This window comes from Stenotrophomonas lacuserhaii (assembly GCF_039674585.1).
Taxonomy (GTDB): Bacteria; Pseudomonadota; Gammaproteobacteria; order Xanthomonadales; family Xanthomonadaceae; genus Stenotrophomonas; species Stenotrophomonas pennii_A.
The window spans coordinates 64,689-77,506 of the sequence record NZ_JBDJNU010000007.1; the positions used below are offsets into that span (position 1 = coordinate 64,689).

General features: G+C 67.2%; 11 protein-coding genes. 7 read left to right on the forward strand and 4 right to left on the reverse strand.

Annotation, left to right across the window (positions count from 1 at the left end):
* Positions 1-10: 10 nt before the first annotated feature.
* The gene (locus ABE522_RS04645) at positions 11-112 is read right to left on the reverse strand and encodes a pantocin A family RiPP (RefSeq protein WP_406846305.1); all 102 of its coding nucleotides are present in this window, start codon (positions 110-112) and stop codon (positions 11-13) included.
* A 197-nt stretch (positions 113-309) separates the two neighbouring features.
* On the opposite strand from ABE522_RS04645, the gene pstS (ABE522_RS04650) reads away from it, so the two are divergent.
* From pstS (ABE522_RS04650) to rnt, 7 genes are all read left to right on the forward strand, one after another.
* On the forward strand, positions 310-1,329 hold the full coding sequence (pstS, locus tag ABE522_RS04650) for a phosphate ABC transporter substrate-binding protein PstS (protein WP_346590716.1): 1,020 nt from the start codon (positions 310-312) through the stop codon (positions 1,327-1,329).
* Between the two features lie 443 nt (positions 1,330-1,772).
* Entirely contained in the window at positions 1,773-2,864 is a 1,092-nt protein-coding gene (gene pstS, locus ABE522_RS04655) for a phosphate ABC transporter substrate-binding protein PstS (protein ID WP_346590717.1), read from the forward strand.
* A gap of 85 nt (positions 2,865-2,949) precedes the next feature.
* Positions 2,950-3,918: a phosphate ABC transporter permease subunit PstC gene (gene pstC / locus ABE522_RS04660; protein WP_042614355.1), complete on the forward strand. Its 969-nt coding sequence runs from the start codon at positions 2,950-2,952 to the stop codon at positions 3,916-3,918.
* The gene (gene pstA / locus ABE522_RS04665) at positions 3,918-4,781 is read left to right on the forward strand and encodes a phosphate ABC transporter permease PstA (RefSeq protein WP_042614354.1); all 864 of its coding nucleotides are present in this window, start codon (positions 3,918-3,920) and stop codon (positions 4,779-4,781) included. The genes pstC and pstA overlap by 1 nt, the downstream gene beginning before the upstream one ends.
* Before the next feature lie 19 nt (positions 4,782-4,800).
* Positions 4,801-5,631, forward strand: coding sequence for a phosphate ABC transporter ATP-binding protein PstB (gene pstB, locus ABE522_RS04670; RefSeq protein WP_042614353.1), 831 nt, complete (start codon positions 4,801-4,803; stop codon positions 5,629-5,631).
* A gap of 31 nt (positions 5,632-5,662) precedes the next feature.
* Positions 5,663-6,367: a phosphate signaling complex protein PhoU gene (gene phoU, locus ABE522_RS04675; protein ID WP_042614352.1), complete on the forward strand. Its 705-nt coding sequence runs from the start codon at positions 5,663-5,665 to the stop codon at positions 6,365-6,367.
* Between the two features lie 113 nt (positions 6,368-6,480).
* On the forward strand, positions 6,481-7,116 hold the full coding sequence (gene rnt, locus ABE522_RS04680) for a ribonuclease T (protein ID WP_406846309.1): 636 nt from the start codon (positions 6,481-6,483) through the stop codon (positions 7,114-7,116).
* 197 nt (positions 7,117-7,313) lie between these two features.
* Here rnt and ABE522_RS04685 read toward each other — a convergent pair whose 3' ends face one another.
* The 3 genes from ABE522_RS04685 to ABE522_RS04695 form a co-directional block, all read right to left on the reverse strand.
* A complete protein-coding gene (locus tag ABE522_RS04685) occupies positions 7,314-10,250 on the reverse strand; it encodes a diguanylate cyclase (RefSeq protein WP_346590753.1) in 2,937 nt (978 codons plus the stop codon).
* Positions 10,251-10,498: 248 nt separating this feature from the next.
* Positions 10,499-11,914: an ATP-binding protein gene (locus tag ABE522_RS04690; RefSeq protein ID WP_346590718.1), complete on the reverse strand. Its 1,416-nt coding sequence runs from the start codon at positions 11,912-11,914 to the stop codon at positions 10,499-10,501.
* Complete coding sequence (locus ABE522_RS04695; RefSeq protein WP_346590719.1) at positions 11,911-12,639, reverse strand: response regulator transcription factor; 729 nt, start codon at positions 12,637-12,639, stop codon at positions 11,911-11,913. Before ABE522_RS04695 ends, ABE522_RS04690 begins: the two co-directional genes overlap by 4 nt.
* Positions 12,640-12,818: the final 179 nt, after the last annotated feature.

Genomic DNA, 12,818 nt, shown 5'->3' on the forward strand with positions numbered 1-12,818 from the left:
CCCGGCCGGATCAGTCCAGGTCGATCTCTTCCCCTGCCACGTACATCGCGTCCTCTTCGCTGATGGCGGAGATGCGCTCTTCAAGGTCATGCAGGACCAGTACGTCCATCATCGTCTCCTTGCTGTCATGCGCCGGATGGGCGCCAGTGCAGGTATACGCCTGCACCGCCCGGGCAACTGTTGGAAATCGGTCACCCGGGCGCTGTCATGGATGCGTCATGTGACAGTCGCGTTGATGTCACGCAATCGTTATGGAATGTGCAGCGACACGACGGGTACTCGCCCGTCCACCACCCAGGAGCCATCCCCGTGATCCACGCCTTCAAGTCGCGCGCCGCCGTCGCCATCCTGGCCGCGTCGTCCGTCTTCGCCGCCAACGCCGCTGATGTGACCGGCGCCGGCGCGTCCTTCATCTTCCCCGTGATGTCCAAGTGGTCGGCCGACTACACCGTCGCCACCGGCAAGAAGGTCAATTACCAGTCCATCGGTTCCGGCGGTGGCATCGCGCAGATCAAGGCCGCTACGGTCGACTTCGGTTCCTCCGATGCTCCGCTGAAGCCGGAAGAACTGGCTGCTGCGGGCCTGGCCCAGTTCCCGTCGGTGATCGGCGGCGTGGTGCCGGTGATCAACGTGGCCGGCATCGCCCCGGGCGCGCTGAAGCTGGACGGCGCCACCCTGGCCAACATCTTCCTCGGCAAGATCAAGACCTGGAACGACCCGGCCATCGCCGCGCTGAACCCGGGCCTGACCCTGCCGGCCGCGAAGGTCACCATCGTCCACCGTTCGGACGGTTCGGGCACCACCTTCAACTTCGTCAACTACCTGTCCAAGGTCAGCCCGGAGTGGAAGACCAAGGTCGGCGAAGGCACCTCGGTCCAGTGGCCGGCCGGCATCGGCGGCAAGGGCAACGAAGGCGTCGCCGCTTACGTGAAGCAGATCAAGGGCGGCATCGGCTATGTCGAACTGTCCTACGCCCTGCAGAACCGCATGTCCTACGCTTCGATGAAGAACGCCGCCGGCAATGTCGTGCAGCCGTCTGACACCACCTTCGCCGCCGCGGCCGCCAGCGCCGATTGGGCCAACGCCAAGGACTTCTACCTGGTGATGACCAACGCGCCGGGCGCCCAGGCGTGGCCGATCACCGCCACCAACTTCATCCTGGTGCGCAAGCAGCCGCGCAACGTGGCCAACGCCAAGGCGACCCAGGACTTCTTCCGCTGGATCTACAGGAGCGGCGACAACCAGGCCAAGCAGCTGGACTACGTGCCGCTGCCGGACAGCCTGGTGCAGCAGATCGAAACGTACTGGACGCAGAACCTGAAGTACTGATCCATCAAGGCATGGGGCCGGCGGGGACTCTCTCCCTCCGCCGGCCCCTTTCCGGGGCGCGTGACCTTTCCAGGGTTGCGCGTTTTTTTTTGCGCCCGGTCTTGCTCGCGTGCATGCGGTCCCGGGTGGGGTCGTGCAGGACACGCCGCAAGTACGTCCTTGTAGGCTGCGTCGCCGCATCCATGCGGCTCAGCGTCCTGCACGACCCCACCCGGCACCGCTGCTGACAGACTGCGGGCGCGGTGCGGGTTGAAAGCGGGGAGCAGAAGCCGCGCAGTTCTGGTCCTCGCGGGGGGAGGCGGGCGCTGGCCTGGGGTGTGAAAGGCCCGTCATGTGGTGACGTGGCGGGTGTCCGTGACCTGCGTCATCAGGCTGTAACAAAAACATCATTTCATAGCCGCAACCGCCGGACAGACCGGCAACCTACCGCTATGGAGTGACGCATGAAACTGCAGAAGGCCGGCCTGGCCACCCTTTCCCTGGCCATTGCCCTCGGCCTGTCGGCCTGCGGCGGCAACGAAGCGCCGACCGCCCAGCAGCCGGCCGACGGTTCCACCGCCGCGGCCCCGGCCGCCGGTGACAAGGTCAGCGCCGAAGTCTCCGGCGCCGGCGCTTCCTTCATCTTCCCGCTGGTGTCCAAGTGGTCGGCCGATTACAACGCCGCCAGCGGCGCCAAGATCAACTACCAGTCGATCGGCTCCGGCGGCGGCATCGCCCAGATCAAGGCCGGCACCGTTGATTTCGGTTCGTCGGACAAGCCGCTCAGCAGCGAAGAGCTGGCCCAGTCCGGCCTGGCACAGTTCCCGTCGGCGATCGGCGGCGTGGTGCCGGTGGTCAACATCGAAGGCCTGGAGCCGGGCAAGCTGCGCCTGAGCGGCGCCCTGCTGGCCGACATCTTCCTGGGCAAGATCAAGACCTGGAACGACCCGGCCATCGTCGCCGCCAACCCGGGCGTGACCCTGCCGGAAGGCAAGATCACCCTGGTGCACCGCTCCGATGGTTCGGGCACCACCTTCAACTTCACCAACTACCTGTCCAAGGTCAGCGCGGACTGGAAGGGCAAGGTCGGCGAAGGAACTTCGGTGCAGTGGCCGGACGGCGTGGGTGGCAAGGGCAACGAAGGCGTGGCTTCGTACGTGAAGCAGATCAAGGGCTCGATCGGCTATGTCGAACTGGCCTACGCCCTGCAGAACAGCATGCCGTACACCTCCATGCAGAACGCGGCCGGCACCTGGGTGCAGCCGAATGCTGAAACCTTCGCCGCCGCTGCCGCCAGCGCCGACTGGGCCAGCGCCAAGGACTTCAACCTGGTCATCACCAATGCACCGGGTGAGCAGGCCTGGCCGATCACCGCCACCAACTTCATGCTGATGCAGAAGCAGCCCAAGGATGCCAAGCGCAACCAGGACGCGCTGGCGTTCTTCAAATGGGCCTTCGAAAACGGCCAGGCGCAGGCCAACGAGTTGCACTACGTGCCGCTGCCGGCCGAGCTGGTCACCCAGATCGAAGCCTACTGGGGTACTGAACTGAAGTGATGCCGGCACGGTGCCCGCCCTGCGCGGGCACCGTCCTTTCGAGTACCGCGTCACCCCGCCCCCAACTGGCCGCGCCGCCTATCCCATGAATGCCATCGCACAGCCTGCCGCCGTACCTTCCACGCGTGATGCGCGTGACGCCCGCAATGACCGCCTGTTCCGATGGGTGCTGGTCGGCACCGTCATCTTCGTCCTGGCTGCGCTGGCCTGCGCCGCGCTGTCGATGCTGTGGGGCGGTCGCCACGCCCTGGAAGCCCAGGGCCTGAGCTTCTTCTACTCCTCCGAATGGAATCCGGTGGAGAACAAATTCGGCGCGCTGGCGCCGATCTACGGCACCCTGGTCACCGCGCTGATCGCGATGGTCATCGCCGTGCCGGTGAGCTTCGGCATCGCCTTCTTCCTGACCGAAGTCGCCCCGCGCTGGATGCGTGGCCCGGTCGGCACCGCCATCGAACTGCTGGCCGGCATTCCTTCGATCATCTACGGCATGTGGGGCCTGTTCGTGCTGGTGCCGGTGATGACCGAGTACGTGACTCCCTTCCTCAATGAAACCCTGGGCGAATGGCCGATCATCGGCCCGATGTTCCAGGGTCCGCCGCTGGGCATCGGCATGCTCACCGCCGGCTTCGTGCTGGCCATCATGGTCATTCCGTTCATCTCTTCGGTGATGCGCGAAGTGTTCCTGACCGTGCCGACCCGCCTGAAGGAATCGGCGTATGCGCTGGGTTCGACCAAGTGGGAAGTCAGCTGGGACATCGTGCTGCCCTACACCCGCTCGGCGGTGATCGGCGGCATCTTCCTCGGCCTGGGGCGCGCCCTCGGCGAGACCATGGCGGTGGCCTTCGTGATCGGCAACAGCGTGCGCCTGTCGCCTTCGCTGCTGGAACCGGGCACCACCATCGCCGCGCTGATCGCCAATGACTTCGGCGAAGCCACCGAGACCTACCGTTCGGCCCTGCTGCTGCTCGGCTTCGTCCTGTTCATCGTCACCTTCGTGGTGCTCGCCATCGCCCGCCTGATGCTGATGCGCCTGTCCCGCAAGGAGGGCAACTGATGTCCACTGCCACCGAATCGCTGTACCTGCGCCGCCGCATCGGCAACGTCGTTGCGATCCTGCTGTCCGTCGTCACCGCGCTGTTCGGCCTGTTCTTCCTCGGCTGGATCCTGTGGACGTTGTTTTCCAAGGGGTTGCCGGGCATCAACTGGGCGCTGTTCACCCAGATGACCCCGCCGCCGATGCAGGAAGGCGGCCTGGCCAATGCCTTCTACGGCAGTGCGGTGATGTGCGCCATGGCGATCGGCATCGGTACCCCGCTGGGCGTGCTGGCCGGCACCTGGCTGGCCGAGTACGGCAACTTCCGCAAGGCCGGCACCGTGGTCCGTTTCGTCAACGACATCCTGCTGTCGGCCCCGTCGATCGTGCTCGGCCTGTTCGTCTACACGCTGTTCGTGATGCAGACCGGTGGCAGTTTCTCCGCCTTCGCCGGTGCCTTGGCACTGGCCTTCATCGTGCTGCCGGTGGTGGTTCGCACCACCGACGAGATGCTGCGCCTGGTGCCGTCGCAGATGCGCGAAGCCGCGCTGTCGCTGGGCATCCCGCAGTGGAAGGTCACCGTGCAGGTGCTGTACCGCAGCGCCTCGGCCGGCATCGTCACCGGCATCCTGCTTGCCCTGGCGCGCATTTCCGGCGAGACCGCCCCGCTGCTGTTCACCGCCTTCGGCAACCAGTACTGGAGCAGCAACGTGTTCCAGCCGATGGCTTCGGTGCCGGTGGTGATGAACCAGTTCGCCGGCAGCCCGTACGAATCCTGGCAGGTGCTGGCCTGGGCCGGCGCGCTGGTGCTGACCGTCTTCGTGCTCCTTATCAGCCTGAGCGCACGCGGCATCCTGCTGCGCAACCGTATCTCCCATGACTGACCTTTCCGCGGACACTGCCATGAACGATCTTTCCAACGCCGTGCCGATGCAGCGCATCGTGGTCCCGGCCTCGCATGAATCGCTTGCCACCCCGGCGCCGGTCAAGCTGGCCGCGCGTGGACTGGACTTCTACTACGACAAGTTCCATGCCCTGAAGAGCATCGACATCGAAGTGCCGGAGAAGCGCGTCACCGCGCTGATCGGCCCTTCCGGCTGCGGCAAGTCGACCCTGCTGCGCATCTTCAACCGCATCTACGCGCTGTACCCGAAGCTGGAAGCGCGTGGTGAGGTGCTGCTGGACGGCGAGAACATCCTGTCGCCGAAGTACCCGATGAACCGCCTGCGCAGCAAGGTCGGCATGGTGTTCCAGAAGCCGGTGCCGTTCCCGATGACCATCTTCGAGAACGTGGCCTACGGCATCCGCCACCACGAAAAACTGTCCAAGGCGGACATGAACGACCGCGTCGAACATGCGCTGCGCCAGGGCGCGCTGTGGGACGAAGTGAAGGACAAGCTGGGCCAGAGCGCGCTGGGCCTGTCCGGTGGCCAGCAGCAGCGCCTGTGCATCGCACGCGCCGTCGCCCTGCGCCCGGACGTGCTGCTGCTGGACGAACCGACTTCCGCGCTGGATCCGATCTCCACCAGCCGCATCGAGCAGCTGGTGGAAGAGCTCAAGCACGATTACACCATCGTCATCGTGACCCACAACATGCAGCAGGCCGCGCGTGTTTCGGACTACACCGCCTTCATGTACCTGGGCGACCTGATCGAGCATGACCGGACCGAGGTGATCTTCTCGCAGCCCAGCAAGCAGCAGACCGAAGACTACATCACCGGCCGTTTCGGCTGATCCGCGCACGCCCCCTTCCGAGAGCACAGACATGAACCTTCCCAACGACCACATCGTCAAGAGTTACGACGAAGAGCAGCAGCGCCTGGTCGCCGAAATCGTGCGCATGGGCGAGATGGCCGTGGCGCAGCTGGAGGCGTCGATGGACGTCATCGAGAAGCGCGACGAGAATGCCGCCCGCCGCATCATCGCCAACGACGAAGCCATCGACGCGCTGGAACAGCAGATCAGCCACGACGTCATGCGCCTGTCGCTGCGTGGCCCGATGGCGCGCGACCTGCGCGAGATCCTCGCCGGCCTGCGCATCCCGGCCGACATCGAACGCATCGGCGACTATGCCGCCAACGTGGCCAAGCGCTCCATCGCGCTGGGCAAGGTGCCGCCGCTGCCGCAGATCCAGGGCCTGCGGGCACTCGGCCGGCTGGCCGCGGTGCAGGTGCGCCGGGCCATCGAAGCCTACCGGGACAACGACGTGGAAGCGGCGCTGGCGCTGCGCGAGGACGACGCCCGCCTGGATGCGCAGTACACCGCGCTGTTCCGCGAGCTGCTGACCTACATGATGGAAGATCCGCGCAACATCACCCCCTGCACCCACCTGCTGTTCATGGCCAAGAACCTGGAACGGGTTGGCGACCACGCCACCAACATCGCCGAGAACGTCTGGTTCCTGGTGCATGGCGAACAGCCGCTGCCGCCGCGCGAGAAGCGCGACGAGACCTCCAGCGCCGCGGAGTGATCCCCGGCGTGGCCGTGCCCGGAAGCCGAGCCCTGCTCGGCTTTCCTCGTTCATGGCCCCTGGAGGGGGCGACCGGCGGCCTCTGTTAGAATTCGGGCATGACTGACACCCCGCTGCCCCCGCCCGTCGACGCCCCTGCCCCGCCTCCTGCCACGCATCGCGCGATGTCGCAGCGCTTCCGCGGCTTCCTGCCGGTGGTGGTGGACGTGGAAACCGGCGGCTTCGACTGTCGACGCAATGCGCTGCTGGAAATCGCCGCGGTGCCCATTGAAATGGACGAGAACGGCCTGCTGTACCCGGGCCAGACGGCCAGCGCGCACGTGGTGCCGGCCGAAGGCCTGGAGATCGATCCGAAGTCGCTGGAAATCACCGGCATCATCCTGGACCACCCGTTCCGGCTGGCCAAGGAAGAGAAGCACGCGCTGGACCACATCTTCACCCCGGTACGTGCGGCGATGAAGAAATACGGCTGCCAGCGCGCGATCCTGGTCGGCCACAACGCGCATTTCGACCTGGGCTTCGTCAACGCCGCCGTCGAGCGCGTGGGCCACAAGCGCAACCCGTTCCATCCCTTCAGCGTGTTCGACACGGTGACCATGGCCGGGATCGCCTACGGCCAGACCGTACTGGCCCGCGCCGCCACGGCGGCAGGGCTCGGCTGGGATGCCGAAGAGGCGCACAGCGCGGTGTATGACACCGAGCAGACCGCAAAGCTGTTCTGCACGATCGCGAACGCCTGGCCGCGCTGAGCTGCATCAGGAGCGTGACGACCAACGGTCGTCACCCACCGAGGCGGCCACCTGACAACGGGGGCTTGCAGTCCGACAGCCTCCGGGCTTTCCGCACGCCATGTGTCTGCAGAACAGCCCCCTTGTTGTTCAAGGGGGCGCGCCGACAGGCGCGGGGATAAGGTGGAATGCGTGGACCAGCATCGGCTGACCGAAGGTCAGCCGATGCTGGTCCTGTCGCGGCCATCGCTCTTTGCGCGGTAGAGCGCCCGGTCGGCGCGCTGGTACAGCAGCTTGGGCGTGCGGTCGGCCGGGTCCAGCTCCACCAGGCCGGCGCTGAAGGTGACCCGCAGATCCGGGATCCCGGCCCAGTCCGGATGGTCGTGGAACAGCCCGTGCAGGCGCGCGCAGACCTGCGCCGCTTCCTCCAGCCGGGTGTCGTTGAGCAGCAGGGCGAACTCTTCGCCTCCGGTGCGCGCGGGCAGGTCCGAATCGCGGCAGGCAGAGGCCAGCACCTGCGCCACCTCGACCAGCACCGCGTCGCCCACGCTGTGCGAATGGCGGTCGTTGACGTTCTTGAAGTGATCCACGTCGAGCACCACCAGGCACAGCGGATGCCCACTGCGCTGCGAACGGGCGAAGTCACGCGCCATCGTTTCGTCGAAGGCGCGGCGGTTCGGCAGGCCGGTCAGTGCATCTTCGCGGGCCTGGCGTTCGAACGCCTCGGACTGCAGTGCCAACCGGTCCACCAGGTCGCTCTTCTCTGAATTCAACGCCTGCAGGTGCACGGTCTGCGCCTGCAGGTCGCGCGTGGCCTCGTCCACCATGCGCGCCAGGCGGATATTGGAGGTCTTGTAGCGGTTGATCAGGAAACGGTACAGGGCGACCAGGCCGGCCAGCAGCAGCAGCGCCGCCACCGCCTGCACGCTGTGCCGCTGCCACCAGAACGGCTCGATGGTGAACGACCACACCGCTTCACTGTCACTCCAGGCACCACCGGGATGCGCCGCGGATACATGCAGGGTGTAATCGCCCGGCGGCAGGCCGATGAACTCCACGCTGCGCTGCTGCCCGCGCTCCACCCAGCCACTGTCCAGTCCGTCCAGCCGGGTGCGGTAGCGGATCCGTTCGGACATCAGGTAGCTCAGCCCGACAAAGCTCACCGCCAGCCGTCGCCCGCCTTCGATGCGATTGCGATCGCTGCCCTCCCAATGGATCGGTGCGCCATCCACCTGCACGTTCTCGATCGCCGCCGGCGGCGCCAGCCGCTCGCGGAAGCGCTGCAGCCGCAGCGGATCGACCATGCTCAAGCCACCGGCGGTCACCACCCAGTAGGTGCCGTCCTGGCGCAACAGCGCCGCCGGCCCGGAACTGCCGTTGGCCTGCGAGTTCGCCATCCCGTCGATTTCGTTGTAACGCTCCACGTCCAGGCGCGCGGCGCGGCCGTCGGCCACTTCGTTGAGCATGCCCATGTCGGTGCGCAGCACGCCCCGGTTGCTGCTGATCCACACGTTGCCCACTTTGTCCGGCACCAGCTGGAACACCGTGTCCACCGGCATGCCCTGCTCCAGCCCCACGCGCGCAAGCACGCCCTTCTGGTAGCGGTAGAGACCGCGGTCGCTGCTGATCCACATCGCATCGCCGATCTGCTGGAAGCCGAACACACTGCGCCCCCCGCCCAGTCCGGCCAGGTCGATGTGCTGTACGGTGTCGCCGCGCAGCACGCGGATGCCTTCGATGGTGCCGATCCACAGGTTGCCGGCGGCATCGTGGGCCAGTGCGGTGATCAATGCGGTCGGCATGCCTTCGATGCGCGGCAGGCTCGCCCCTTTGTCATCGATGCGCGCCACGCCCCTCTGGGTACCGGCCCACACCACGCCCTGGGCATCGATGCTGATCGCGCGGATGTTGCCGATAGGCACCCCATCGACGCTGTCATAGGTGCGTTCGGGATGCCCGTTTTCGTCCAACCGCATCACCCCGTCACCGAAGGTCCCCACCCATACATCGCGGTCCCGGCCCTGCGCCAGGCTCAGCACCGATGGGGCCTTGCCCCCCCGGTTATGCAGGATGACCGGTGCGAAACGACCGTCCGCGCCGCGCCGGTCCAGGCCACTGGCGCTGCCGACCCACAGCGTGCGCCGGGCATCTTCCAGCACCGTGCGCACATAGTCGCCGCTCAGGCCGTCACGCTCGGTATAGCTGGCGAACAGGGTTTCGCGCAGCCGGTACAGTCCGCCATTGGCGCCGACCCAGATGCTGCCTTCGGCATCCTCGCGCAGGCTCACCACCCGCCCACCGGGCAGGTTCAGCCCCGCCGGCAGGCGTTCCAGTCCGTGCTGTGAAATACGCAGCAGGCCCTGGTTCTCCGTACCCAGCCACAGGTCGCCGTGGCGATCCTGCAGCATCGCGGTCAGGTGGATCTGCCCGGGCAGGCGATGGACCAGGTGCGGCGTGTCGTCCTGCAACCGGTACAGGCTCTCCCCGCCGACGATCCACACCACGCCATCGGGGGCGCGGTAGGGCCATACCAGTCCGCTACCCACGCCCCAGGCGGCCGGCGCCCGCTTCAGCGTGCCATCGGTATCGCGCAGCAACAGGCCGTCCAGGGTGCCGATCCAGACCCGGTCCTGCGCATCGACCACCAGCTTGGTGAAGTTCAGCGCGAACGGCAGGTCCTTCGGTGGCGCCTCGTAGACCATCTTCCCGTCCGGCCCCAGATAGCCGATCCCCTTGCCTTCGAACAACAGCCACAGGCGGCCATGGCTGTCCATCTGCATCGCCTGGATCAGCACCTGTGGGGTGTGTTGCTGGCGCTGCCACACGTCCCACTGGCCATCGGTCGAACGCCGGGTGATGTTGCCGCGCGAATCGCTGATCCACAGCCCGCCCTGCCGGTCCACCAGCAGCGAGCCCACGCCGTTGTCACGCAGGCCGGGGCGCGTGCTGCGGTCGAAGACGGTGAAATCCAGGCCGTTGTAACGCACCAGGCCTTCCCAGGTGGCAAACCACAGGTGGCCTTCGGGGGTCTGGGCGATATCGCGCAGCGAGTTGTGCGGCAGGCCATTGCGCGAGGTCCATACATCGATGGCATAGTCGCGCAGCGGCGGCGCGCCGCCGCCGTGTGCGGACGCCGGCCGCCAGACCGCCAGCATCAGCAGCCCCAGCAGCACGCACAGCGCCAGGCGCCGGAAGCCGGCCACGCCTCCATCGCGCCGCCGCGCGGTGGCTTGAATCCCCCGGTGCCTCATCGCAGCGCGTCAGCTCCCGGCATACGATGGCAGCGGCGCACGCGCACGCAAGTGCGCCATGCGCCCTTGCGGGCAGGGGCGGGATCGATCTGGTTCATCGGGTTGACGCTGGGAAGAGATGCGCATCATAGGCAAATCCGCGCCCGCCCGTGTCAAGCCCCGCCGCGCGAGGCGGCCACCACGGGCGCCGGCCAGTAAACGACCGCGTCCAGACCGCCGCCTGCGCGGTTCTCCAGGCTCACCCGGGCACCGTCCTTGTCGGCCAGGGCGCGGGCGATGGTCAGGCCCAGTCCGGCCCCGCCGGTCGCGCGCGAACGCGAGGTTTCCAACCGCACGAAGGGATCGAACACGCTGCGCAGCTCGTCTTCGGCCAGCCCGGGGCCCTGGTCGCTGATGCGTACCCGCACGCCCTTGCCCTCCCGTTCGGCCCGCACGCTGGCCGACTGCCCGTACATCAGCGCGTTGTCCAGCAGGTTGCTGAAAAGACGGCGCATGGCCAGCGGCCGCAGCATCAGCACCGCGCCACAGCCGCCATCGAAGCGGGCCTCGGCGCCCGCTTCCACGGCATCTTCCACCAGGCTTTCCAGCAGCGAATCCAGGTCCAGCGGGGCGCGCTGTTCCGCGCTTTCGGCACTGCGCGCCAGCTCCAGCCCCTCACGGATCAGCGCCTGCATGGCCGCCAGGTCAGCGACCAGGCGCTCGCGCAGGGCTTCATCTTCCACGTTTTCAAGCCGCAGGCGCAGGCGCGTGACCGGCGTCTGCAGGTCGTGGGTGATCGCCGCCAGCATATGGGTGCGCTCGGCCAGGTGCCGCTGCAGTTGCTGCTGCATGGCATTGAAGGCCTCGGCGGCACGCTGGACTTCCAGCGGGCCGGTGACCGGCATCGGCTCGCGGTGCAGGTCCTGTCCCAGCTCCTGCGCAGCGCTGGCCAACCGCTGCAGCGGCGCACTGGCCATCCGCGCGACGGCATACGCCAGCACCGCGATGGCCAGCACCAGCAGGCTGAGGAACAGCGGATCCACTGCCAGCACGCCGTTGTGCGCCACTGCAGGCGATTCCAGCGCCAGCGCCAGCGCGGTGCCATCGGACAGGGTCAGCTGCACCGCGCGGCAACGCGGCGGGATGAACGCTGGATCGCGATCGCGTGGCGGTCGGTTGCGGTGCTTGTCCTTGTCCTGCTGCGGCGGCAGCAGGTCTTCCATGCGTGGCAGGCAGGCCCGGAAGGACGTGAAATGCACCGATGCGCCTGCCACCGGCCCGGGGCGCGCCGCCAGCACCCCCATCAACGCAGTGTCCTGCCTGCCGGTGCGGGCGCCGGGCAGCAGCACGCGCACGCTGGGGCCGCCCGCCGCCAGCAGTCGCTCGCGCAGTTCCGGATTGCCGTCCAGCAGGTTCACGTAGCCCTGCAGGCGGTCGGCGATGCGGGTCAGGTTCTGCCGTTCGAACTCCTGCTGGCGTTTGGCGCCGGCCAGCAGGGTCGCGCCGATCGCCGCCACGCTCATGCCCAGCAGCAGGATCACGAACAGGCGTCCCACCATCGAAGACAGGAAGCGGCGCAGGCGACTCATTCCAGCGTCACCGCCGTGGCCAGTACATAGCCTTCGTTGCGCACGGTCTTGATCAGGCCGTCGGGACCGCCATCATCGGCCAGCTTGTTGCGCAGCCGGCTGACCTGCAGATCGATCGCGCGGTCCTGCGATTCGTAGTTGCGCCCCGTGCTGAGCGCCACCAGCTGTTCGCGCGAAAGCACTTTGTTGGCATGCCCGACGAACACCCGCAGCAGACGGAATTCGGCGCCGGACAGCACCACCACCCGCCCGTCCGGGTCGACCAGGTGGCGGTGTTCAAGGTCGAAGACCCAGCGCGAGAAACGCGCGCGGCGGATCGCCAGCGGCTCCAGGTTGGCCGGCAACGCTTCGGTCCTGCGCAGCACGTTGCGGATGCGCGCCAGCAGCTCGCGCGGTTCGAACGGCTTGGCCAGGTAATCGTCGGCCCCCATTTCCAGCCCCAGCACGCGATCGATGGGTTCGGCGCGTGCAGTGAGCATGATCACCGGCGTGGCCGAGCGTGCGCGCAGGTCGCGGCACAGGGTCAGCCCATCTTCGCGCGGCAGGTTCAGGTCCAGCACGATCAGGTCGACGTGCTCGCGTTCCAGCACCTGGCGCATGGCCGCGCCATCGGCGGCAGTGCTGACCTGGTAGCCGGCGCGACCGAGCTGTTCGGCGAGCAGGCTGCGGATGTCGGTGTCGTCATCGACGATGAGCAGGCGGTGCATCGGGTGGGCGGTCTCCATGGCGGCATCATCCCCTGTCGGCAGCTGAACCGCACGCGGGCCAATGCGTTGCAGTGTATCCAGCGGCAATCGCGATACACGGTGAAACAGACAGGAGGCCGCAATGTTACACACAGACACACGTTGAGGATTGAGCCTGCAGGTAAACGGTTCGCACAATGAACGCGACGCCGCTGGCC